The following is a 24,142-nucleotide window of genomic DNA, read 5'->3' on the forward strand; positions in this document are numbered from 1 at the left end:
TGTACCCAGCTGGGCTCATCCCACCCAGATACGCCCGTTTTTTACCTCTACCTTGTATGATTCCAGCGGTTTTTCGGCGGGCCCGCCTTGGGCTGCCCCGTCGGAGAGGGAAAACTGTGAATTGTGGCAGGGGCACACGATTTTCGCCCCGCCCTGCACGTTCACCTGGCAGCCTTGGTGTGTGCACGTTGAGCTGAATGCTTTAAACGTGCCTTCTTGCGGCTGGGACACAATAGCTGTGACTTTACCGGCGGTTAGTTTCGCTGCTTTACCGGCGGGCACATCGGCGGCGGCCCCCATATCTGTGGGCTCGCTCGGGCCTTGTCCGCCCGCACTGCTATTGTTGTTTCCTGAGCCCCGGGAGGAGCCTCCTTCACCGCATGCGCTTAGTGCCACTGCACCGGTGCCTCCGGCTACCCCCGCAATAAGTGCGTTCCGGCGGGAGATAGTGCCTTCGTTCAGGGCGGTTCCGGCGGTCTGCTGGGTGGTGCGCGAGCAGCCGCACGATTCTGTGGTGTCGCTCATGGTCACGTTATTTCCTTCGAGTGTGTATGCGCGGGCGCGGGTCAATAGGTTAATCGCCCTTAGCACCACCATATCCCCAAAACGGGTGCGCCCCATAATTTGGGTTCCACAGCGGTTACTTCTCCAGGTGTGCCACGAAAATCTGGTGCATTTGGGGTGCTAAGAGCTGCACCTGCCATTGGCGTGCGCCGCACTCGTAGAGCGCAGCAGCCAGCGCATCCTGAGAGTACGGCTCAGGAGGTTCCCAACATAGGCGCCGCGCGTACTCTGTGTTAATAATGTTCTGCGCCGGGATATCCAGCCGCTCCGACAGTGCGTTAATGACCTCACGCACCTCAGTGAATATTGCTAAAGATTCGGGGCGTTTCGTCTCCCACGCTTTTAATGGGGGAGGGGCGCTTGAGGGGGTGGAGTAGGGCACCGGGTCGTGATCGCGGGCAGCATCGGTGATGGCACGCACCCACCGCGGGGCTTCTCGTTTCAGCAGGCGCGTCTGAAACCCCGGGATTTCCAGGATGCCCGGCACCGTGTGCGGCATGGTTTTTGCTGCCGCCACTAGCGCCGCATCACTCAGCAGCCGTTTGGAATCAATGTCTTTTTTCTGCGCCAGCTTATCCCGCTCGAACCACAGGTTCCGCAGCGCCGTGAGCTGCCGCACCGAACGCAGCTCGTTGCGGCCCTTCGTCTTGCGCCACCTCTCGGCACGGTACTGCTGCTCATCAAACGCGGGCATGAGGCACAGGTGCGCAAACTCTTCCCGGGCAATACCGAGCTTACCCTGCGAATCTAAGAGTTCCTCCACGGCGTCCCGCAGATCAATGAGCACATCCACATCCAGGCTGGCGTAGTTCAGCCAGTTTTTCGGTAGGGGCCGGGTAGACCAGTCTTCCTTTGAATGTTTTTTCGCCAGCCGGTACCCCAGCAGCTCCTCGACTACGGCACCTAGGTTCACGCGCTCCATACCCGCAAGGCGCGCACCCAGCTCAGTATCGAACAGGTGTTTAGGGCGCATCCCCAGCATATCTAGGCTGGGGAAATCCTGGATCGCGGCGTGAATCACCCATTCCGCATCGGTGAGCGCATCGTTAATGATGCGTAAATCCTTGAATGCCTCCGGGTCAATGAGGTAGATCTTATTGTCGCGTTTGAGCTGCACCAAAAATGCGCGTCTGCCATAGCGGATGCCTTGTGCACGTTCCGTATCAACTGCGACTGGCCCCGATGCGCCCGCCAACTCATCAGCTGCTCGGTGTAATGCCCTTTCGGTGTCAATAACGGGCGGAATAGGCACGGAAGGAGAGTCAAGGGGAACCACCTCAGGCACCACGAACCCCCGTAGCTCCCCGAGCGTATCGTCTGAGACGGGGGAGTGAGACGGCTCTGTAGAACTGGGGTTCATGTGATGCGGCATCCTTTGCTGGGGTGTGCGGTATGCCCACAAGGGGTAGCGGCCGCACCGAAACGGGCGTTCACTTTATTCTACCCACCGGGTGCTGCCCCTGACGGCAGCGGTGAGTGTGTTGTACTGCATAACCTATGGGGTGTTGCCGGCGGCGGGTTCAAGGCTCAGGCACACCGAGTTAATGCAGTACCGCAGGTCGGTGGGGGTGCCGTACCCTTCACCTTCAAACACGTGGCCCAAATGCGAATCGCAGGCGGCACAACGCACCTCTACCCGGCGCATCCCGAACGTAGTATCTTCCAGATACCGCACACGTTCTTCTGCAAGCGGGGCGAAGAAAGAGGGCCAGCCGCAGTGCGACTCAAACTTCTCAGCAGAGCGGAAAAGCTCGGTGCCGCAGGCTCGGCACGAATAGACACCCTCGGTTTTCGTGTCCCAGTATTCGCCGGTGAAGGCTCGTTCGGTGCCGCCTTCACGCAGCACCGCATACTCCTCAGGGGTGAGGATTTCACGCCAGTTTTTCTCAATCTTCCCGGTGCCCGGTAGTGAGTTTCCCACTGCTGCTCCTTCAAATCTTCTCGTATGAGCTGTCGTCGTTATAACGGTTCCGGCTCAGGTTTTGTTCCCGGGCGGTACAGGTTCGTGACCCATTCGGTGACGGGCAGGGCCAGGCCGTTCACCTGTGCCTCATAGCTGCTGCGCTGGTGCATCCCTAAACGTTGGGCCACTGCCGCTGATGCCCGGTTGTGGGTGTGAATAACGGCATATACTTGCTGATGCCTAGCATCGGCAAGCTCACCCATCACCTGCCGGGCGGCACGGGTGGCGATGCCCTCACCCCAGAAGGCGCACCCAAGCCGCCAGGCCAGCTCAATCTGCCCGGTCGGGCCCCAATCGTTCACCCACCGGTGCGCCCCGGTGAAACCAGCCACCTCACCATCAGCCAGCACCGTGTAGAGGCAGAACCCTTCCCGCTCATAGTCGGCGCGAGCTCGCACCACCATATCCTCATAGTGGGCGAGTGAATCTGCGGGCCGCCCCAAATACTCCATGACGCGCGTATCCCTGAACAGCGCATACCATTCGGTGGCGTCCTCCGCAGTGGGGACCCGCAGCTCAAGACACGGCGGCTCAGGCGCGAAGAGGCGCATAGTTGCCGCCGGTGAGTTTGAGCAGGTCGGCGGGGGAGAGTTCAATATCTAGCCCGCGTTTACCGCCAGAGACCATAATGGTCCGATACTGTTCGGCGCTCGCATCTAAGAGCGTGGGGGAAGGAGTTTTCTGCCCTAATGGCGAAATACCGCCCACCACATACCCGGTGCGGCGCTCGGCAATCTTCGGGTCGCACATGGAGGCGCTCTTCCAGCCAAGGGCGTGCGCCGCCGCTTTCAGATTCAGCTGCCCGCTCACCGGAACTACCGCCACCGCGAAATCTTTGTCGTGCACAATCAGAAGCGTTTTAAACACCTGCTCGGGGTCAGCACCAAGTTTCTGTGCGGCCTCCAACCCAAAGGAAGTTTCTCCCTCCGCATGCTCGTACTCGCGGATCTCAAAAGGAGTTTCAGTTTCCTTCAAGAGCGCAACCGCAGCGGTGGATGCGCCTTTCTTGCCGCCTTTATTCTTCTTAGCCATAGGGACTATTCTACGAAAACGAGAGGGCCGACCTCTAAGGCACGTATTACTTCCACCTGCATAGGGTTGGGGTGCCTGCAAGCGTTCTCCTACACAACATTTTCCAGCATGGCGGGTTTCTGACTAGGGGAATGAGCCGATTCATCTTCAATCGATATACCAAAGTCGGTGACCCTACTCAGGTCATGCTCTGTCATGGTTGTGACCCCGGCACCACGGCCAGCAGAATTGAGGGTTCCCGACCCCACAATAGTGCCTTGAGCATCGTACAGCCAGAGTTTATAGACCTTCCCTTCAGGCAGCGCAGGCAGATTTGTTGTTGAAACACCCGCCATATTGTGGGATGGGGAGTACATAACCGATACCGGCATGCCGTTAACTTTCCCCTGAGCCATTGAAAGGTCAGGCGCCGTACTGATTTGCTCGACGATCGACTGGTCACCGGGATGCGCAGCTGCCGAAGAAGACGCCCTCGCGGCTTGAAGCTCCTGAGAGGTACGCTCCAATTGCTGATGCTGTGCGAAGCCCCACACACCCAGGCTAGCGGCAATAATAATACTCGCCGCAGCCGTCAGGCGAGACGGAGAGAGTGCCCCCTGAGCCCCGAACCACCACCGTTTAGCCCGTGCATAGGCGGAATCCTCTGGGCCTGCGGTAGTTTCAATGTCGTCCGCAGGATCTGAGGCAGAGGAACTTTGGTTTTCGGCAGAATCGTTCGTATGCTCGGTAAGCTCATCATCTGTGCCTATCTCGTGGGCTGGCTGGAGTTGCTCGGTATGCGCAACCTGCGCCATCACACGGGCTTTAAGCTCAACGGACGGCTCAAGCGGGGTGAGCGAAGTGCCGAAAACCTCGGAGAGAGCCGCAGCATCAGCCTCAGCGTCTTCGCGTTCCTGTTTGGAAGCCCACGATTCAAATGCTGCGTGTTGCGTTGGCGAAAGCGTGTGGAGAGCATAGTCGAGTTTATCGGGAAAATCTTCGGGATAGTCTTTAGCGTTCACGGGTGCCCTCCAATCGTTCACGTAGTTTCTGCATGCCGGCGCGCATACGGGTTTTGACAGTTCCTAGAGGAATACCCGTTTCATCGGAGATCTCACGCTGCGATTTACCGCCAAAATATGCCATGGTGAGCAGCTGAGCTTGTTCACGTGGAATACCCGATAGGGCATGATGAACCTCCTCGGTATCCATAAAAGCAGCTAGTGCGTCATCAACGTGATGATACGATTCCCGATACTCCTCAAGGCCACGTGTGAAATCACGTTCTGCGGAGGCCGCAACGGAGCGTACCCGGTCAACCGCACGGCGGTGAGCAATAGTTGCAGCCCACGACAATACAGCACCGCGTTCTGCACGGTATAAAGGCGCTTTTTGCCATATTTCGAGAAAAACTTCTTGGGTGACTTCTTCCGCATGCGTTCGGTTATGAAGAATGCGGTTAATAAGCGCGTACAGACGCGGCACAAGTGCATCGTATAGAGCTTCAAAACAGTGCTCGTTCCCTGCGGCAGCGCACTCCATCAATGCAGCTAAGCGCTGATATTCCTGAGGGATTTGGGCGGTTTTCTGAGCTTCTTGATACGCCGAAGTCACCCGACGATCCAAAAAAGTCATAACCATATCATATCACCCTCAATAGTGACATTTGATTATTCTATCTATAGAAAATAAAGCTTAGGTATGTTTTACACCCCAGAAAATATTCCAGGGTGTAAAGCAGCATACCGGCAAAATACTATTTCGACATGGCCGAGGCCGAAGGAGACATCATGGCGTCTTTGCTCTCCATCTTGCCTCCTTTATCGCCGTCCATCTTATGATCATCATGTTTCTTCTCGTCATGATCTCCCTGCATTTTATCGCCGCCCATCTTGCCGTGGTCGCCATCCATCTTGTCCCCAGACATGGCAGACTGGCTCGGCATGGCCGAGGGAGACATCATTGCGTCTGAACTCATCATGGCAGAAGAAGAGGGAGCGGATGACGCAGAAGAACTCGACGATGCGCTCGGCGATGAGTTCTGATTGGATGCGTTAGAAGAACATGCAGAAACACCAGCAACTAGAGCCACAGAAGCAGCAGCGAAAGACACAGTGCGAAGAATAGCGGACATACATAACTCCAAATCTTATACCAGCACGGGCAGCCCACAGGTGCACCCATGCCATTGCGAAATATTCAGAATCCTGAACCGGACTCACAAAGTATTCGGAGCATACAGCCCGTTCGGATTGCAAAACCTCAAAAATTTTTTAAACGATGCGTGTGCAGCCATTCGTGAACAACCCCAGAGAAATTTCATGGGCTGTAGTATTGCGCAGTAAGAGAGCATATGAAAACGCTGCCAAGTGTGCAGGGGCCGCCATAAAAATAATTCCAACCAAACCGAAACCGCAGTCTGTTCCGAATATAACCATGACAACACGCGGGGCAGCATCGCCCCGTATGAGCAATCCAAGAGGAAAATAACTATGCTGTTATCACTCATCATCCTTGGCATACTCGGTGGTCTTATTACCGGAATCTCACCCTGCATCCTGCCTATCCTGCCCGTTATTCTTGTCACCGGCGGTGCCGATTCGGCGCGCACCGCATCCGTTGACAATGGGCAAACAGACACGGTAAAAGACTCCGCGAACAATGTGCAAGCCCTGTTCTCACGCAGAAGCGCGGTCCTGACAAACACAACTTCAGCACCCACACAGCGCACCGCATCACGCTGGCGCCCCTACCAGGTTGTGGGCGGGCTTGTTCTGAGCTTCAGCCTCTTTACCCTGCTCGGTTCGGTTATTCTTGCTGCCCTGCACCTGCCGCAGGACACGCTGAGGATTTTAGGTATAACCTTCCTCATTATTGTTGGGTTGAGTATGTTTATACCCCCGCTGGAGCGCCTGCTCGAAAAACCCTTCGCGAAATTCTCACAACTCGGAGCGAAACGCAGCACCACACGCGGCGGCTTCCTCATGGGGCTTGCGCTCGGCCTCGTCTATGTGCCCTGCGCGGGCCCGGTTCTTGCAGCTATTACCCTTGCGGGCGCAACCGGAAACATTGGCATCGAAACCGTAGCACTCACCCTATCTTTTGCTCTTGGAACAGCCATCCCGCTGCTGATCTTTGCTCTTGCGGGGCGAAGCATCGCCGAACGGGTTAAGACGTTCCGCACCCACCAGCGCGGAGTACGCACCGCCTCGGGCATACTTTTAATCGCCCTGTCGATCGGGCTGATATTCAACGTTCCCGCTCAGCTGCAGCGCGCAATCCCGAACTATACGGAAGGGATCGAGCAGGCCATTAGTCAAGGTACGCAGAACAATATTATTTCCTCCTCCGCCGGTGGGGCGATCAGCACATGCCGACCCGACGAAGAAAAATTGCAGGACTGCGGCTCTGCCCCGGAACTAACGGGCGGCACGGGTAACTTCAACACCAAGAATCAGCCAACTCTCACCAACCTGCGCGGAAAAGTCACACTCGTTGATTTCTGGGCCTACTCGTGCATTAACTGCCAGAGGACTGCACCGCATCTGAATGAACTCTACGCCAAGTACCGTGATTATGGTCTGGAGATAGTGGGAGTACACACACCGGAATATGCGTTCGAGCACGAAGCTAAGAATGTCCAGGCGGGTATTGAGAACCTGGGTATTAAATACCCGGTAGTTCAAGACAACGACTATGCCATTTGGCGTGCTTACAGCAACCGCTACTGGCCCGCGCACTACCTCATCGATAGCGAAGGCAAACTTCGTGCTGTTCACTATGGTGAAGGCGGGCACAAGGTGACTGAAGCGCAGGTGCGCGAACTTCTCAAAGCCGCAAACCCACAAGTGCAGCTTCCAGACCCCATTCACAAGGACGATGCGCAAGAACAAACACAGAACACGCACGATGCCCGAACCCCAGAAACATACCTGGGGGCTAAACGTGCAATGTACTTCGCAGGACATGGAAACTACTCCAGCGGAACCCAAACCTTCAAACCGGCAGACCGTCTAGACATTGATCACTTCGACCTCAACGGTACGTGGGCCATAACCCCCGAACGTATTGAGCCTCAAGGAAGCGACGGCACTTTGCGGATTAACTATCGTGCCCACGGGGTGCAGGTTGTTGCCGGTGGCAGCGGCACCATTGAAGTGCGGCGCAACGGCACAACGGAAAAGATCCACGTTGACGGCGCTCCTAATGCTCACCACATTGTGCGTGGCGATGAGCAAAGCAGCGGGATTATTGAACTCAAAGTCTCGCCGGGAGTGCAGCTGTACTCGCTCACCTTCTCATAAATCTACACCCCGAAACCTTAGGTGGGCTCACCCCTAAAACTAAACCCGGGACTGTGTTTTCAAGGTTTTAGACTGCACATGACTAAAACCACGTACAACGCATAGTCCCGGGTTTTACCGCGGTTTTCCGGCCGCTGCACCCAGAGGGGAAAGAGCTCTGAGCACCGGGCAGCCGTAGGCCCCGCGCATCCGTACTAAACTTAAGACAAGTAACATAGATGTCACTCAGAAAGTTATATCGTGCCCGTCACCTACGAACACCTTACCGACCGTACCCCCCACGTCTCTGCCGACGAGCTACTCGCGGGTTTCCGCCCCTCCGAGCGGTTCGGTGAAGTGTCATTCGACAGCTACATTCCTGACCCCAACCAGCCCTCCCAAGCCGAAGCAGTACAAAAACTCAAAACTTTCGGCGACAAAATTAATAAAGGGGGAGGAACCGGCGGGTTCTTCGGCAAACTCTTCGGAGGTAAGAAAAAAGACACCACCAAAGCCGGACTCTACCTCGACGGCGGGTTCGGTGTTGGTAAAACCCACCTTCTAGCCTCCCTGTGGCACTACGTTGACGGCCCCAAAGCCTTCGGCACCTTCGTCGAATACACCAACCTGGTTGGTGCCCTCACCTTCCGCAAAACCGTGGAGGCACTCAGCAGCTACAAGCTGGTGTGCATTGACGAATTTGAGCTTGACGACCCCGGTGACACCGTGCTCATGTCCCGCCTGATGCGCGAACTCGCCGATGCGGGCGTTAAACTCGTCGCAACCTCCAACACCCTCCCCGGTGCCCTCGGTGAAGGGCGCTTCGCCGCCGAAGACTTCAAACGCGAAATCCAGGTGCTCTCACAGCAGTTTGAGGTACACCGTGTGGACGGTGAAGACTTCCGCCACCGCGGGCTTCCCGCCGCCCCCGAGCCCGTCACCGATGCGGAACTTGACGCGAAAACGGAGGAAGTCTTCGGCAGCAAATCCGTTGCCGTTGATAACTTCACCGACCTCGTAGCGCACCTGGCGAAAGTACACCCCTCCCGCTACCGCCAGCTCATTGACGGTTTAGAAGGCATAGCCTGGCGCAACGTGCAGCCCATTACCGAACAAGCGGTGGCCTTACGTTTCGTGGTGCTCGCTGACCGCCTCTACGACAAAGACCTGCCGATCGTCTCATCAGGGGTGCCCTTCGACCAGGTGTTCACCCCCGAAATGCTCGCTGGCGGGTACCAGAAGAAATACTTCCGTGCCGTCTCCCGTCTAACGGCGCTCGCCCGTGAAGGTCTGCTTGGCGAAACCGAACAATAAGCCCTTTCCCGCCCTCCCCGATACACCCCTCAGCGTCCGCCCGCAATAGGGCGGGTACCTGAGGGGTATGTTCGGGTGTTTCCAACACATAAACCGGTGAAATGTGAGCGGGTACACTCCCAAAATTCTTGATGTATTCGGTGTTACATCCGCCCGAAAAACTAGTTCTAGCCCGCAAAATCAAGGAACGCGCGGATAACAGCCAATGATTTGGCAAGAACCCAAAAACCGCGTATAGTTTTTATCTGTCAGAACGACCGGGGGTCAAACCTCGTGCGAAAACCTCAAAAGGTAGCTGATACGCGGTTGTAGCTCAGTTGGTAGAGCACCACCTTGCCAAGGTGGATGTCGCGAGTTCAAGTCTCGTCAACCGCTCGTAGGACTCCTAGAGTTCGGAACCCCATCTCTCACAGAGAGATATACGGTGAGGTGGTCGAGTGGTTAGGCAGCGGCCTGCAAAGCCGTGTACGCGGGTTCGAATCCCGTCCTCACCTCGCACAACATCATAATGTTGAGCGCGATTGGCGCAGCGGTAGCGCGCTTCCCTGACACGGAAGAGGTCACTGGTTCGATCCCAGTATCGCGCACAAGTATGGAATCCTCGGATGTTAGATCCGGGGATTTTTTGTGTCCCAGGGGGCGAACCAGTGACCTCCTCGGGCTGGTGCCCTCGGCGAGGGAAAGATTTATTGGTGCCTCGCGCGCTCGGAAAATTCTTCCCCTCGCTGGTTCGATCCCAGTATCGCGCACAAAGTGACAGTATGTCGTTAAAGTTTTTTAAAATGCTACAGAATTATAAAAATAGATATCTGTCGAGGATTCCCACCCAGCAGGTTGCTAGAACCCAGGAAAATCTTAGGAGTCCGGGAGCGCTGAGCGAGAATAAAAACAGGGGAGTGAAAAAATATAACAATATGCAGACAGGGTGTCTGTAAAATATCGTTCTGAGCCACCCTGGTCTGTTGCTTTTTGCCCCTGAAAAGGTAATTATTGACTCTGTATCATCTTAGGGTTATCTATCCTAAGTCAGAACCGGCGGGCTTTCACCCCGTCGCACATACAAAGGAATATACATGGCTCCTCTCTTTAACCTAACGCAGGGAAAGACTCTCAAGGGAATCACCATTGGCGCACTGTCGCTCTCTATGATCGGCGCATCCTTTACGATGCCCGCCTCATTCGCAGCCGAGAACTCGGCGCAGAAAATCGATACTGAAAAGACTCTGGCAAAGCAGATCCAGGGTATCGCAGGTCAGTACCAGATCGCTCACTCCAAGAACAACAACAAAGTCTTCGTAGCAGGCTCAGACCGTACCATGGGTGCCTCAACCCTGGCCCGTCTTGACGCAACCAGCATGAAAGTTGAGGCAGTAGCAGGGCTGCCCGTTACCCGTAGCGGCACCGGTTACGAGGCAGGTTACAGCTCTCTTGCAGCATTCGGTATCACCGTAGATGACGTAAACAATACCGTGTGGGTAACCAATACCCGCAACGACTCCGTCTCAGTGTACGACCAGAACACCCTCAAACTGCTGTGGACCAACTACACCCCCGGTTATGAGGGCACCGAAGCTGAAATCGAGCACCCCCGCGATGTGAAGATTGACCACGCGACCGGTAAGGCATATGTGACCGGCCGCTACTACATCTCATCCATCGATCTGAAAACCCACGAGGTCAAAAAGCTGCGCATCGACCCCGATGCTTCCGGTCGTGTCTCGCCGATGAACATGAACATTGATGGCGACAAGATGTACGTGCCGGTTCGCTCCTCTGACACCGTGAAGATCATTGACCTCAAGAGCTTCAGTGTCGAGAAAGAATACAAGGTGCACGCCGATGTTGCCGGCAAAGAAGTGCGCCCCTCCGACTCTGTAGTAGACCACAGCACTAACGAACTGTACGTCTCGTCCCAGGGGCTGGATGGCGCCAACTCCGGTGTGACCGTGTACGACCTGAACACTGGCGAGTACAAGAAGAGCATCCCCTTCGGTGAGCAGGCCCTGGCCATGGTCAATGACGACGAGCGCGACCTTGTGTACGTTACCGACTTTAAGACCGGTAAGGTTGGTGTGATCGACACCCGCTCCTCCCAGGTTATTGGTGAGGTTCAGGCCGGCGCCAAGGGTGCTAACGACATCACCATCGGCGCCGAGGGCGAAGTTTACGTCGCTAATAAGGACGGCTACGTAGCTGAAGCAACCGTACCCTACGCCGTAGACCGTGCAACCGGCGACTACACTAACTCCACCCAGTCCGTTGACTCCATCACCAAGGTGAAGGTCAGCACCACCGAAGGCGAAGCACCCAAGCCCGACCCCAAACCTACCCCTGCTCCTGAGACTCAGACTGTGACGGCTGATGATGGTGCGTCGCTGTCTGGTGTGAAGGTTGCTCGGGTGGGGCAGGAGATTGTGGTGTCTGGTTCTGGGTGGAAGGATAAGAATGGGGGTGGGTCTGTTGCTGCTGTGAAGCTTGATGGGGGTGCTGTGGTGCCTCGTGGTCAGGTTTCGTATGGTGGTAAGGAGTATGGTTCGCGTGGTGTTGTTGCTGTTGTTGAGGCGGATGATGCGGGTAATTTTGTGGCTCGGATTCCGTTTCCTTCGGCTGATAATTCGAATGTGAAGGGTTCGGATTGGGGTGTTGGTTCGAAGCATACTGTGACGTTTTTGTCGGGGTCTTTGAAGGTTGATGGTGGGGGTAAGAAGGTTGATGTGGTGCGTTCTGCTGAGTTGGAGGTGACAGTAGGCGAAGCGGCTGCCGCCCCCGCAGCAGACGCCCCGAAGGCCGATAACGCAGCAGACGCCAAGACTGAGGTCGCAAAGATCACCCCCCGCCAGGCAAAGTTCGAAGGCTACCCGCCGGTCACCCCCACCGACCCGGACAAGTCCCTGGCTAAGGTAAACTTCAAAGACATCGACTCCAACCCATTCAAGGCAGAGATTAACTTCATCGCCGAGAAGGGGATCACCACCGGCTGGTCCGACGGCACCTACCGTCCCGGCGATAAGATTGAGCGCGGTGCAATGGCTGCTTACCTCTACCGTCTGGCAGGCTCGCCCCGCTACGAAGCACCGGCAGAGTCTCCCTTCAAGGACGTAAAGACCACCGATCCCTTCTACAAGGAGATCGCTTGGTTGCAGTCCACCGGCATTACCACCGGCTGGAGCGACGGCACTTTCCGCCCCAACGAGACCGTGAACCGTGACGCCATGGCTGCCTTCTTCTACCGCGCTGCTGGATCGCCCGAGTACACGAACGCCAACCCGGCCAAGTTCAGCGACGTGCAGGATAACCCCTTTGCCAAGGAAATTGCGTGGCTTGAGGAACAGGGTATCACCACCGGCTGGCCCGACGGCACCTTCCGTCCCGGACAGGCTATCGACCGTGATGCTATGGCCGCATTCATTGCACGCTACATGAAGAAGTTCGATCACGTGCAGACTGTGCCCGCACATTAAGAGGCGTAAACAGGTGAAACGGTAACTTCACACCGTTCTACCCTCTCACGGGCGGGGTGGACGCAAACCCGGAATTAATGGGAGCGCCCACCCCGCCGTTGCGCGGAATCGGCATGCAGAAGGGGAGAGCTTGGCCTTGAAACGGCAGGGGTAAGGCACCGTGAGTGGCTGTGATGCACGTCTACTAATGCGAAGTTGCACGCCCGAAAATAACTCGGTATAGTTATTATCCGTTGCGGTGATACAGCATTACAGACAAGCAACAATAACTCAATAGAGTAATGGGGTATGGTGTAATTGGCAACACAACGGTTTCTGGTACCGTCATTCTAGGTTCGAGTCCTGGTACCCCAGCGAACACCCACTACTTCGGGTGTTTCGGCCCCATCGTATAGCGGCCTAGTACTCCGCCCTCTCACGGCGGCAACACCGGTTCAAATCCGGTTGGGGTCACGCTAGAAACAAAGAATCCTCGGTTCCAAAGAACCGGGGATTTTCTATTGCCGCGGCATATCCGCAAGCCACCACAATGCTGATGCAAACCCTGCATTCCCCTCCGGCAGCCCCCGCTGAAAGATAAATGCTCAACCCCACCTGCCGGGAAAGGAAACTAACCCCAAAAACCGCCCAACAAATTTGACGAAGACCCTCGGCGGCGGTAGAGTATTTACCTGTGAGCGCGATTGGCGCAGTGGTAGCGCGCTTCGTTCACACCGAAGAGGTCACTGGTTCGAACCCAGTATCGCGCACAAATGTTTAGGAATCCTCGGATGTTAGATCCGGGGATTTTTTGTGTACCCGGGGGGCGAACCAGTGACCTCCTCGGGCTGACGCCCTCGGCGAGGGAAAGATTTATTGGTGCCTCGCGCGCTCGGAAAATTCTTCCCCTCGCTGGTTCGAACCCAGTATCGCGCACAAGTATAGAATCCTCGGATGTTAGATCCGGGGATTTTTTGTATTGTCACCGGAGAACCTGAAGCCGCTGTTTTCTAGCTAAATCTCTGGACATAACCAGCAATATGACCGCAAAAGGATGAATAACCCAGCCCCCGAGAACTCGCACGGTACCCCACCTGCTAGGGTGCCTGAGCCCAATCTAGTAGACTTGAAACCGAAGAAAATCTTTCGGCCCGCACCGGCGGGGGATAGTAGGTACCATCAGTGACAGCGCCACAACTGGCAACTGCGACCGACCACGGCCGCATGTACTCCCGCATCCGCGGAGGTGAACTGCTCGTCCCCTCCATTACCACCGTTATTGGGCAGCACGCCACAGACCTCAGCGGCTGGCACAGTTACATGGCCGCCAAAGCCGCCCTTGAAGATCACCGTACCTACCGGGCCTCAGGCTCCCAAGGCCTCAAATTCGCCATTATTAAAGACGCCTCAGCCGCCTCTGAACGCTACCGGGATGCCGCAGCAGAACGCGGCGACAGGGTACACAACTACGCCGAAAACATTGCCTTACGCGCCATGGGCAAACCCCACGACGTTGAAACCTGCCGCGAACACCTCATCCGCAACGGAGAACAAGCCTACGCAGACCGGTTCGACGAATGGTGGGACGCCTTCCGCCCCAAGCCCCTCGCCGCCGAAATAACCATCTGGAACGATACCGTGGGCTACGCGGGGACCCTCGACCTCGTCGCCGAAATCGCCGGACGCACCTGCATTATCGACTACAAAACCAAAGGCACCGACCGCAAAGGCAGGGTAAAACCCCTAGACGCAAAAGTCGTGATGCAGCTTGTTGCCGGACTCAAAGCCGAAGAAGCCCTCATAGACCCAGACACCGGAGAATGGGAACCCTGGCAGTACGGAGACGCCCCCATCCTCATGGGCGTGGCCCTTGGTGAAACCCAGGTGGTGCCGCACCAGGCAAACCCGCGCATCCTCGAAAAAAACTGGCGGAAATTCTGTGCGCTTCGCCGAGTATGGGAATACAACCGCGACGTCAACGAATTCGACGACGCCGCCCTCATGCCCGTTATCCCTCCACCCGCACCCAAAGCACAACCGCATCACAACGCCGCATAATATAAACCCGCCGGTTCTAACACCCACAGACAGCGACACATCGTGCGCGGGCACACCGCCTAAAGGAGGCACCCATGACAATCCTGAGTATCCGCACCGTAGGCGACCCTGTGCTACGGAGCGAATGCCAGCCCATCACAGTATTCGACAAAGAATTAGCAGCACTTATCGACAATATGCTAGAGACCATGTACGACGTCGAAGGAGTGGGTTTAGCCGGGCCGCAGGTTGGCATAGACAAGCAAATCTTCACCTACGGCGGCATTGATGACCGTGAAGGGTACATTATTAACCCGGTGCTAGAAACCGGTGAGGAAACCCAAGAAGGCGGTGAAGGGTGCCTCTCCGTACCAGGCATTAAATCCGAGACACCCCGCAAAAATTGGGCGCGTGTACGCGGAGTAGACCGGCACGGTAACCCCCTAGAACTTGAGGGGGAAGGACTGTTCGCGCGCATGCTTCAGCATGAAACAGACCACCTTCACGGCACCCTATTCATCGACAAACTCACCGGAGATGACCGTAAACGGGTGATGCGCACTATCCGCGCCGGGAAATACGCCGCTGTCGCCGGTAAAACTACGGCCGAACGCGCCACCAGGGTGAGCGGTGCATTCGGCAGTTTCGGCGCCGCCGGAAGCCTCGGGAAGTAGGAGAGCCATGAAAATCTTGTACGCTGGCACCCCAGAAATAGCAGTGGCCCCCCTCAACGCTCTAGTTGCCTCCGAAGAAGTAGAGGTGGTGGGGGTGCTCACCCGAGAAGACGCACCCGTGGGGCGTAAACGGATCCTGAGCGCATCTGCCGTAGCCCAACGAGCCGAACAGCTGGGAATTCCGGTAATTAAAGCCTCCCAGTGGTCTGCGCAGACCGCCCACGCTATTGCGTCCCTCGGGGCGGATGCCGCCGCCGTTGTCGCCTACGGGGCGTTACTGCCTCAAGAAGCACTTAAGCTGCTGCCCCACGGGTGGGTGAACCTGCATTTCTCGGCGCTGCCCGCATACCGCGGCGCAGCCCCCGTGCAGCGTGCCCTGATGGCGGGGGAAACCACTATCTATTCGAACACTTTCCTCATTGAAGAGGGGCTGGACACCGGGTCAGTTTTTGAACGTGACTCGACCCCGGTCGGCGATGAAGACACGGCAGGGAGCATCCTGAACCGTCTGGCAGAAACCGGAGGGGAGCTGCTGCTGCGCACATTCGCGCGCATTGCTGAGGGACAGACCGGAACCCCCCAAACCGGTCAGGCAAGCTACGCCCATAAGATGAGTATCGCTGACGGGCGCCTAGACTTTAACGAACCCGCCGAACGGGTGCTTGCGACGTTCCGGGGCGTCACCCCAGAGCCCGGTGCCTGGTGCGAACTTGCGGGCAACCGCTTCAAAATCGCCGCCTTGCAGCGCGGCTCGCACGAAACTGAGCTTGCCCCCGGGCAGATACAGTTACGGGGCAAAAAGGTGTATGTTGGCACCGGGGCGGGGGAGCTGCAGCTGGTGCGTGTGCAGCCCGCCGGGAAAAAGGTTATGGATGCGCCCGCCTGGGCGCGCGGGGTAGGCAGCGACCTCGCCGAAGGGAAAGTGGTTTTGGCATGAGCGAACAGCACAATAACGACGGCCAGCATCCGCCCCGCCGCCCCGCCGCAAAAGGAACGGCTCGCGGCGGGCGATTTGATGGCCGCACCAGTGAACAGCGCCGCACCTCCCGCACCAAACCCACCGGTGGTGGGCAGAAACGTGGCGGAGGCGGCGCCACTGAACGCAACCGGAAAGGGCATGAGCGTAACCGCCGCAGCCTGTCACAGCGCAGCTTCTCCGCCAGCGCCCCATCACAGCGTAGCCGTACCGCAGACCCCGCCCGGCTGGTAGCCTTCGAGGTGTTACGTGCCGTTGCCGAATCTGACGCTTACGCGAACCTGGTGCTTCCCAAAACTATTCGCGCGTACCGGCTTGACCACCGCGACGCCGGGCTCGCTACTGAACTTACCTACGGTACCTTACGCAACCAGGGCACCTATGACGCTGTTTTAGCGCGCTGCGCCGACCGGCCCCTCCATAAGATCGGCACCACCACCCTCATTATTCTGCGGATGGGCGCACACCAACTGCTTAAGATGCGGGTGCCCGCCCACGCAGCCCTGAATCAGAGTGTTTCGCTGGCGCGTGAGCGAATCGGCTCGGGCCCATCCGGGTTCATTAATGCCGTGCTTCGCCGGGTGAGTGAGCGCACCGCCGATGAGTGGTTTGAGCTCATTGAAGCCGAGTCAAAGGACGAGACGGAGCGGATGGGCTTTGCAACCTCGCACCCGGCGTGGATTGTGCGTGCCATGCGTCAGGCGCTTGCCGCGCACGGGCGTGACCCTCAAGAGATCCGTGCACTGCTGGAGGCTAATAATGTCTCACCCGTGGTGAACCTGGTGGCACTGCCGGGGGTGGGAGACTTGCGTGAGGCAGAGGAAAACGGTGCGGTCCCCGGGGAACTCGTTGAGGGCTCAGCCCTGTACTCTGCTGGCGACTTGGCGCGTCTAGAAAGCGTGAGAGAAGGCACCGTGCGGGCTCAAGATGTGGGGTCCCAACTGGTGGCCCGTGCCTTGACCGCCGTACCTATTGAAGGCAGTGACCGCGCCTGGCTTGACATGTGCGCAGGTCCCGGCGGTAAGGCGGCCCTTCTGGGAGCTCTTGGTGCCCAACGGGGGGCTCACCTGGTGGCGAATGAATCAGCGCCGCACCGCGCGAAGCTGGTTGAGCAGTCCATGCGCCCGCTCCCCGAAGAAACGTATACGGTACTCACTGGCGACGGCAGGAGCATCACCGCAACCCTCGCCCGTGAAGCCGCTAAATTACCGGATAGCATAGGGCCGGACACCCTGTTTGACCGTGTTATGGTGGATGCGCCCTGCTCAGGTTTGGGTGCGTTACGGCGCCGCCCGGAGGCCCGCTGGCGTAAGACTCCGCGCGATATTGCGGATCTGCTGCCGCTGCAGGGGCAGCTGCTGGATGCGGCGATTGAGGTGACCCGCCCCGGCGGTGTGATTGCGTATGTGACGTGTTCACCGCACGCCGCCGAAACCCAGAATATTGTGGCTGAAGCTCTGGAAAGCGGGAAAGTTCACCTGCTGGATGCGCGCACCGCCCTGCAGGCGGTGGCTCTGCAAGAATCAGGCAGTGGTGAACCGGGGGATGACGGCTCGCCTAGGAGCGTGCTGGCGGGGGAGAAAGACCCCGGAACCCAGCCTGAGATACACGTGAAGCGGGGTGCGCCAGCCGTGACTGATGCTGCATCAAGTACGGCACAACTGTGGCCGCATGTGCACGGCACCGACGCCATGTTTTTGGCGTTGTTCCGTAAAAAATAACAAAGGGACGGGCACCACACGAGGAGGTTCACACAGTGGGGATTCATATTAACCCCTCAATCTTGTCGGCCGATTTCGCAAATTTGCAGGCTGAGCTGGAGAACATTTCAACCGCGGATGCGGCGCATATTGATGTGATGGATAACCATTTTGTTCCCAACCTTACATGGGGGCTTCCTGTGGTGAAGCGTCTGCGTGAGGTTTCCCCGGTGCCGTTCGATGTGCATTTGATGATTGAGGATCCTGACCGGTGGGCTCCGCAGTATGCGCAGGTGGGGTGCGAATCGGTGACTTTTCACGCCGAAGCCGCAACGGCCCCCATTAAACTGGCCCGCACGTTGCGGGAGCTGGGCGCTGCAGCAGGTATGGCGTTGCGCCCTGCTACCCCCGTGGAGCCCTACCTGGATATGCTCTCTGAGCTGGATATGCTGCTGGTGATGACGGTAGAACCCGGGTTTGGCGGGCAGGCTTTTCTGGACGTGACGCTGCCGAAGATCCGCCGTGCCGCCGAAGCCGTTGCCGGTTCTGGGACTCCGGTGGTTGTGCAGGTTGACGGGGGAGTGACGCGGGAGAGCATTGTGCGGGCGGCAGAGGCAGGGGCTACATGTTTTGTGGCGGGCAGCTCGGTGTACGGGGCGCAGGACCCGCAGCAGGCGATCGCGTCGCTTCGTGAGGCGGCAACCCGCGCATACGCTAAAACATGGGGTGCCTGTGGGTGCGGGTAGTAACCATTGTGATGCTTAATAAATGTTTTACCTAAAAATATTTGCGGACTATATGAACATCACACATATTTTTTAGGGACATAGTGTCATCATAACCGTAAAAAATATGTGAAGATGGCTGTACTTCCCTGTAAAAACAGGGAAGTACAGCCATCTTTCTTGCGGTGAGTCGTAATTTTCGTTTCCTTGAAGTAAAGCTAAGATAGCGGTAAGGTTAGGTGGAGTTTAGTAGTAATTAGGGAGAGCTATGTCTTTCGAGAAAAACGAAGTTTCTGGCGAGTCGATCATTAATCGCCGGAACTTCATGGGCTTGGCACTGGCATCTGGTGCGGCCTTCACACTCGCTGCATGCAGCGGTGAATCCACCTCCTCAAGCACCTCCGGAGGAAGTGGGGAAACCCGCAAAGTACAGGATGTTGATGAGGAAGAGATCAACATCCCCGTTAAACCTCAGCGTGTGGTTACTCTCTCTGAGCCTACTTTGGATGCGGCCCTAGCCCTGGGAATCAACCCCGTAGGTACTGTGTCAGGGCGTGGGCAGTCAACTGTGCCGAACTACCTCAAAGAGAAAGCGAAAGATGTTCCGCTGATTGGTACCGTGGCACAGGTAAATTACGAGAAAATCGATGCGCTGGAGCCGGATCTGATCCTTGTCGATTACACCGGTGTGGATAAGCGTTCTGATGCCTACAGCACTCTGACAAAAATTGCCCCGGTGGTGTACTGCGGATATGCCGGCGGTGACTGGCATTTTAACTTCCGTAATGTTGCTGATGCCCTGAATCTCAAAGATAAGGGCGAGGAGTTCATTAAAAACTATGAGGCTTTAGCCGCAAAAACCAAGGAGGAACTCGCCCCCAAGTACGGGGATAAGACCTTCTCCATTGTGCGTTGGGCTGGTAACGGGCCCGCCCTGATCCTCAAGGAGCTGCCTGCTGGGCAGGTTCTTGAAGATTTGGGCCTAAAACGCCCGCCCGCACAGGACCGTAAGGGGCAGGGACACTCCGACCCGGTGTCTCTGGAGAACCTGGCAAATATTGACGCCGACTACATGTTCTTAGGCACGTTGGGTGGCGCAAGCCAGCAAAACCCCGAAGCTCAGGGCAATGCGGGCCTTGAAGGCGCTGAAGAAGCGCTCAAGAAGGCGAAAGAAACTTCCGGCTTTACCGAGCTGAAAGCATATAAGGAGAATCACGTAAAACTCGTGGACGGCTCCAAGTGGACCTCAACCGGTGGTCCGCTTCTCATGCAGGGAATTATTGAAGACGTCAAGAAGGACCTGCTGGGCTAGACTTCCCGAGAGAAAAGATCCCGTTGAAGCACCCAACTTCCGGTATTCTTTCGGACACAAACAGCATCGCACACCATAACTATATGAGGCGGTCCCCAGCCGCCACCAACCACTAATCCACATGAAGAAACGGAACAATCGCATGACTCGGCACACTCGTTACGCTGTTACTTACGGCGCAGTTGTTGCTCTCGCCAGCGCTTTAGTGGCGCCCTCTGCAGCTTTTGCTGCACCGGATGCCACCGGTGGGGAAGTAACCCCCGCTGCTCAGCAAAGCCCCCAGGCCGCCACCCAGCAGGCCAATAACACCGATACCGACCAGCAGACTGTAACGGCTGATGATGGTGCGTCGGTTTCTGGTGTGAAGGTTGTTCAGGTGGGGCAGGAGATTGTGGTGTCTGGTTCTGGGTGGAAGGATAAGAATGGGGGTGGGTCTGTTGCTGCTGTGAAGCTTGATGGGGGTGCTGTGGTGCCTCGTGGTCAGGTTTCGTATGGTGGTAAGGAGCATGGTTCGCGTGGTGTTGTTGCTGTTGTTGAGGCGGATGATGCGGGTAATTTTGTGGCTCGGATTCCGTTTCCTTCGGCTGATAATTCGAATGTGAAGGGTTCGGATTGGGGTGTTGGTTCGAAGCATACCGTAACCTTTTTGTCGGGGTCTTTGAAGGTTGATGGTGGGGGTAAGAAGGTTGATGTGGTGCGTTCTGCTGAGTTGGAGGTGACAGTAGGCGACACCAAAGCAGAGCCCCAGCAGACCCCCGCACCGCAGCAGCCCGCAGCGACGGAACAGCGACAGCCCCAGCAGCCTAAGGCAAGGCCACAGACCCCGCAGAGCGATAACCAGACACGGCAGCCGTCCAAGGACAATGACCAGGCCCAGGTGCAGCCTCAGCAGCCCGCGGATGAGAATGATACGTCCAACTGGGTCAAGCTTGATGCCCCCGCAACCGGGCAGGGTAGTGCGGGCGTAATGTACGTTAAGCCCTACACCACCGGTAAGGGCTCGAAGCTACGTATTAAAGGCAGCGGCTGGACGAACGCCGAGGGCAAGGGCGGCTCCACCGTGGCGCTGAAGCTGAACTACCTGAAGGATGGCAAGCCCGCCCAGTACTCGCGCGCCGGTGGTCATGGTGCCATTGATCAGTACCTGCGGGATAATGGTAAGAGCGCTGACTCCACCACGTGGGCTCTGCTGATTCCCGATGCCGGCAAAGCAAACCCCGCCCAGGGGCTTTACGCGCTGAACCCTGACGGCACCTTCGATATTGAGATCGACGTTCCCGAGCAGCTGCAAACCGGTAAGACAGGCGACTACCTGAGCATTACCGCACAGAGCGGCCGTAACGCCCCGAACGACACTCAGCGCGCGGCAACCTCCAAGACCATTCCCGTGAACGGTCAGGCTGCCGCAGAATACAAGGAACCCGAGAACACAGATGTGTGCTCCCCTGAAGGCGGGGACTTCAGCCCCAAGCTGAAGATCGAGAACCCGACCGTGGAGCCCGGCGGTAAGCTGCACATTACCGGTAGCGGCTGGTGCAACCCTGACGATAAGCGCGTCTCAAAGATCGGCTTGAAGATTGATGACGGCTCCGTCTCACACAATGATGCCACTAAGGTGAACTCGAACCGCACCATCTGGGCGATCGTAGAGCCCGATGCGAAGACCGGTAATATCGACACCTACATTGACCTGCCCACCGCTGAAAATACCGGCCTGAGCGGGGAAGAGCTCGCGAAGGTCACCAGTGGTGAACACACTCTGCGCCTGCTTACCGGCAGCCTCCGTAAGGGCGACCGTCACGGCACCTACGGCGGCCCCGAAGGCGATGGTGGTGTGAATACCAAGTTCGTGATTGGCGACTACAAGCCCGGGGCCGACCCTGCATCGGTACCCGCCAGCCAGTTGGGTGAAGGCGACCGCCACGGCGTGAGCGTTGAACACAACGGCAAGCAGCTGACCGTGAAGGTTCCCGAAGCTGAACCGGGCACCTGGGTGAAGGTTACCCCCTACCTGGGTGATTCAGCGCAGCTGGCTCGGGCTTCTAAGTGGGTGCAGCTGGATCAGAACCGCACCGTCAGCTACACCATGAGTGGGGAGCTGCCCGCCGCAGACTACCGCATAGTGGTGCAGAGCGGTAACCAGGGGGAGAACGGTAAGGTTCTTGGCTGGGCCCCGCTGCACGTTGCCGAAGCAACCGAGAGCACCCCCAGTGGTGGTGGTACATCAGGGCGTGGCAGCGTATCGCCTGCTGACCAGTCTTCCTACGATTCGGCTGAGCCTGACGTAACGATTGATGAAGACGGGCAGGCATGGGATAGCAGCGGCAATGCGGTATCCGTATCCACCGCTCCGGCACCTTACCAAAACGCGGGGGTTGGGTATGTCTCCAGCAACATTGGCACCAGTCCCGCCTCCATTGCACCGTTTACTTCGGGCACCCGGAGCGTGGTGGTTGCTAACGCTAAGTCAAAGGCAGCCTCTGCCCGCAAAGCAACTTCAGCTAATGGGAAGTCAAAGTCAACGGGCCCGGTGAAGAACGCCGCCAAGAAGACGGTGCAGGCAAAGGCCGCCAACGACAACAACGGCAACGATACCGCATCGCAGGGCGGCAGCCCCCAGGCTAAGGTCGAGCACCGGGTGAACGGCACCGAACTGACCGGTTTCGCCAAGTGGTTTGCCAATAACGCCAATAACCTGTTGATGTCCCTGGCCGGTATTGTGCTGCTTGCCTTGGCGCTGACTTTCAAGAAAAAGAACAGCGACTAGATTTCCTGACCATTCATAGGGGGTCTATAACACACCGTTTCTGGTGCCCCGCCCCGCTGCCACAGGGCCACAGGGGCGCCCCCAAGATTTAGTATTGTTACGAGAGGACTACCGTGCGTTTCTCTACACCTTTTAGTAAGGCCGCTACCGTATGCGCTGCTGCCACCCTCAGCCTGGGGCTGAGCGTAGGTACCGCATATGCACTGCCCCCCGGCGGCGCCAGCGGCAACACCCCCGGAACCAGTTCCACCGTGAGCCCCACGGTAAAGTCCGGCGGTGTGATCTCGTTTAACCTCAGCGGGTTCCCCCAGAACACTATGGTGTCTGTCAAGATTGATGACGGTGATGCCTGCCCCGCCGATGCGCCCCAGGGCGCCTGCGTGGTGCACCAGCAGAAGAGCGATGGTAACGGCAACGTATCGGGCTCGTTCGTGCTGCCCAGCGACCTGGAAAATGGCCAGCACACCCTGCGTTTCTTGGCTGCTGGTTCGAAGAAGAACTCTAAAGGTGATTCTCTAGGCACCCAGCCGTTTAGTAATAAGAGTCCGGTCTTCACTGTCACCGGCGGTAGCGACGGCGGAAACAAGAGCGGTGGAGGCAACTCCGGCGGCTCATCCTCAGACTCTGGTTCCTCCAATAACAACGGCGGTGGATCACGCTCAAACGGCGGGTCCCGCAGCGGCGGCAATAAATCTGGTGGCGGTGGTGCCTCCAATAATAATGGCGGCGGCGGCTCATCCAATAACGGTGGTGGGGCTTCCGGTGATGGCGGCTCATCCAATAACAGCGGCGGGGGTACCTCCGGCGGCGGCACCTCCGCTAACGGCGGCGGGACTGCTGACAGCGGAGAAACCGAGTACGTGGATGCCGACGGCAACAAAATCACCAAGGAAGAGTACGACCGCCTGAACTCCGAAAATGGCGGCGACTCCGAAACCGAAGGTGACGCCGATACCTCAAACACTGAGGACGGTACCACCACCAACGGTGAGAAGAAGCAGAAGTCTTCGAACGGTACCACCCAGAAGAAGGCTACCGCCAAGGCGAATGCTTCCGGGGTGAACAAGCAGTCGAACTCCTCCGATAAGGCGCAGGCCAAGAACGAAACCACGAACACGACCGTCACCTACGGTTCTGAGTTCCCGTGGATTGGTACGATCGTACTGGCCGCAGCAGCTATTGCGGCAGCCATTATCGTGATCGTACGCCGTAAGGCGTAACCCCTCAAGACACGCACGCGCCGCACGGCACCCCGGTATACCAGCCCTGCGGCGCGTGCGCTCATCTCACAAGACCTGCGAACAACGCCCGAAACGTACACTGCATACGCCACTCAAAGGGCGGTGTGAGAACCATTTTCGGGTGCTGCAGGTTTT

General features: G+C 57.4%; 19 protein-coding genes and 6 tRNA genes. 17 read left to right on the forward strand and 8 right to left on the reverse strand.

The window, feature by feature from the left end; genetic code table 11:
- Positions 1 to 15: 15 nt before the first annotated feature.
- The 8 genes from I6I94_RS10740 to I6I94_RS10775 form a co-directional block, all read right to left on the reverse strand.
- Positions 16 to 525: a Rieske (2Fe-2S) protein gene (locus tag I6I94_RS10740; protein WP_100209253.1), complete on the reverse strand. Its 510-nt coding sequence runs from the start codon at positions 523 to 525 to the stop codon at positions 16 to 18.
- Positions 526 to 640: 115 nt separating this feature from the next.
- Positions 641 to 1,924, reverse strand: a complete 1,284-nt coding sequence (locus tag I6I94_RS10745) for an HRDC domain-containing protein (protein ID WP_236588871.1) — start codon at positions 1,922 to 1,924, stop codon at positions 641 to 643.
- 135 nt (positions 1,925 to 2,059) lie between these two features.
- Positions 2,060 to 2,485, reverse strand: a complete 426-nt coding sequence (msrB, locus tag I6I94_RS10750) for a peptide-methionine (R)-S-oxide reductase MsrB (protein WP_126500195.1) — start codon at positions 2,483 to 2,485, stop codon at positions 2,060 to 2,062.
- Positions 2,486 to 2,523: 38 nt separating this feature from the next.
- The gene (locus tag I6I94_RS10755; RefSeq protein ID WP_128087910.1) at positions 2,524 to 3,078 is read right to left on the reverse strand and encodes a GNAT family N-acetyltransferase; all 555 of its coding nucleotides are present in this window, start codon (positions 3,076 to 3,078) and stop codon (positions 2,524 to 2,526) included.
- Positions 3,059 to 3,559, reverse strand: coding sequence for a Cys-tRNA(Pro) deacylase (ybaK, locus tag I6I94_RS10760; RefSeq protein WP_006887562.1), 501 nt, complete (start codon positions 3,557 to 3,559; stop codon positions 3,059 to 3,061). The genes I6I94_RS10755 and ybaK overlap by 20 nt, the downstream gene beginning before the upstream one ends.
- 89 nt (positions 3,560 to 3,648) lie before the next feature.
- Positions 3,649 to 4,560, reverse strand: a complete 912-nt coding sequence (locus I6I94_RS10765) for an anti-sigma factor (RefSeq protein WP_201620690.1) — start codon at positions 4,558 to 4,560, stop codon at positions 3,649 to 3,651.
- Positions 4,550 to 5,173, reverse strand: coding sequence for a sigma-70 family RNA polymerase sigma factor (locus tag I6I94_RS10770; protein ID WP_231375404.1), 624 nt, complete (start codon positions 5,171 to 5,173; stop codon positions 4,550 to 4,552). The genes I6I94_RS10765 and I6I94_RS10770 overlap by 11 nt, the downstream gene beginning before the upstream one ends.
- Before the next feature lie 121 nt (positions 5,174 to 5,294).
- Complete coding sequence (locus I6I94_RS10775; protein ID WP_037286166.1) at positions 5,295 to 5,672, reverse strand: hypothetical protein; 378 nt, start codon at positions 5,670 to 5,672, stop codon at positions 5,295 to 5,297.
- A gap of 358 nt (positions 5,673 to 6,030) precedes the next feature.
- On the opposite strand from I6I94_RS10775, the gene I6I94_RS10780 reads away from it, so the two are divergent.
- The 17 genes from I6I94_RS10780 (at position 6,031) to I6I94_RS10860 (ending at position 23,986) form a co-directional block, all read left to right on the forward strand.
- Positions 6,031 to 7,842 (forward strand): cytochrome c biogenesis protein DipZ, encoded by a 1,812-nt coding sequence (locus tag I6I94_RS10780; protein WP_201620691.1) that lies wholly within the window; start codon positions 6,031 to 6,033, stop codon positions 7,840 to 7,842.
- Between the two features lie 240 nt (positions 7,843 to 8,082).
- The gene (zapE, locus tag I6I94_RS10785; RefSeq protein ID WP_128087908.1) at positions 8,083 to 9,135 is read left to right on the forward strand and encodes a cell division protein ZapE; all 1,053 of its coding nucleotides are present in this window, start codon (positions 8,083 to 8,085) and stop codon (positions 9,133 to 9,135) included.
- A 302-nt stretch (positions 9,136 to 9,437) separates the two neighbouring features.
- Positions 9,438 to 9,510 (forward strand) — tRNA-Gly (locus I6I94_RS10790).
- 48 nt (positions 9,511 to 9,558) lie between these two features.
- A tRNA-Cys gene (locus I6I94_RS10795) sits at positions 9,559 to 9,629 on the forward strand.
- Positions 9,630 to 9,650: 21 nt separating this feature from the next.
- A tRNA-Val gene (locus I6I94_RS10800) sits at positions 9,651 to 9,722 on the forward strand.
- A 486-nt stretch (positions 9,723 to 10,208) separates the two neighbouring features.
- A complete protein-coding gene (locus I6I94_RS11490; protein WP_236588872.1) occupies positions 10,209 to 12,596 on the forward strand; it encodes an S-layer homology domain-containing protein in 2,388 nt (795 codons plus the stop codon).
- A 282-nt stretch (positions 12,597 to 12,878) separates the two neighbouring features.
- Positions 12,879 to 12,950 (forward strand) — tRNA-Gln (locus tag I6I94_RS10810).
- 26 nt (positions 12,951 to 12,976) lie between these two features.
- A tRNA-Glu gene (locus I6I94_RS10815) sits at positions 12,977 to 13,049 on the forward strand.
- A gap of 224 nt (positions 13,050 to 13,273) precedes the next feature.
- Positions 13,274 to 13,345: transfer RNA gene (locus tag I6I94_RS10820), tRNA-Val, on the forward strand.
- Between the two features lie 412 nt (positions 13,346 to 13,757).
- Positions 13,758 to 14,633, forward strand: a complete 876-nt coding sequence (locus tag I6I94_RS10825; RefSeq protein ID WP_037235120.1) for a hypothetical protein — start codon at positions 13,758 to 13,760, stop codon at positions 14,631 to 14,633.
- A gap of 74 nt (positions 14,634 to 14,707) precedes the next feature.
- Positions 14,708 to 15,286, forward strand: a complete 579-nt coding sequence (def, locus tag I6I94_RS10830) for a peptide deformylase (RefSeq protein ID WP_006887508.1) — start codon at positions 14,708 to 14,710, stop codon at positions 15,284 to 15,286.
- Positions 15,287 to 15,293: 7 nt separating this feature from the next.
- A complete protein-coding gene (fmt, locus tag I6I94_RS10835) occupies positions 15,294 to 16,223 on the forward strand; it encodes a methionyl-tRNA formyltransferase (protein WP_126500189.1) in 930 nt (309 codons plus the stop codon).
- Positions 16,220 to 17,983, forward strand: coding sequence for an RsmB/NOP family class I SAM-dependent RNA methyltransferase (locus I6I94_RS10840; RefSeq protein ID WP_201620692.1), 1,764 nt, complete (start codon positions 16,220 to 16,222; stop codon positions 17,981 to 17,983). Before fmt ends, I6I94_RS10840 begins: the two co-directional genes overlap by 4 nt.
- A 35-nt stretch (positions 17,984 to 18,018) precedes the next feature.
- Complete coding sequence (gene rpe / locus I6I94_RS10845; RefSeq protein WP_128087907.1) at positions 18,019 to 18,708, forward strand: ribulose-phosphate 3-epimerase; 690 nt, start codon at positions 18,019 to 18,021, stop codon at positions 18,706 to 18,708.
- A gap of 247 nt (positions 18,709 to 18,955) precedes the next feature.
- Positions 18,956 to 19,999 carry an ABC transporter substrate-binding protein gene (locus tag I6I94_RS10850; RefSeq protein ID WP_128087906.1) on the forward strand — a complete coding sequence of 348 codons (1,044 nt, stop codon included), beginning with the start codon at positions 18,956 to 18,958 and terminating at the stop codon, positions 19,997 to 19,999.
- A gap of 142 nt (positions 20,000 to 20,141) precedes the next feature.
- Positions 20,142 to 22,766, forward strand: a complete 2,625-nt coding sequence (locus tag I6I94_RS10855; RefSeq protein ID WP_201620693.1) for a Cyclin D1-binding domain-containing protein — start codon at positions 20,142 to 20,144, stop codon at positions 22,764 to 22,766.
- 113 nt (positions 22,767 to 22,879) lie between these two features.
- On the forward strand, positions 22,880 to 23,986 hold the full coding sequence (locus I6I94_RS10860) for a hypothetical protein (protein ID WP_006888691.1): 1,107 nt from the start codon (positions 22,880 to 22,882) through the stop codon (positions 23,984 to 23,986).
- Positions 23,987 to 24,142: the final 156 nt, after the last annotated feature.

This window comes from Rothia aeria, assembly GCF_016726365.1.
In the GTDB taxonomy this organism is placed as follows: domain Bacteria; phylum Actinomycetota; class Actinomycetes; order Actinomycetales; family Micrococcaceae; genus Rothia; species Rothia aeria.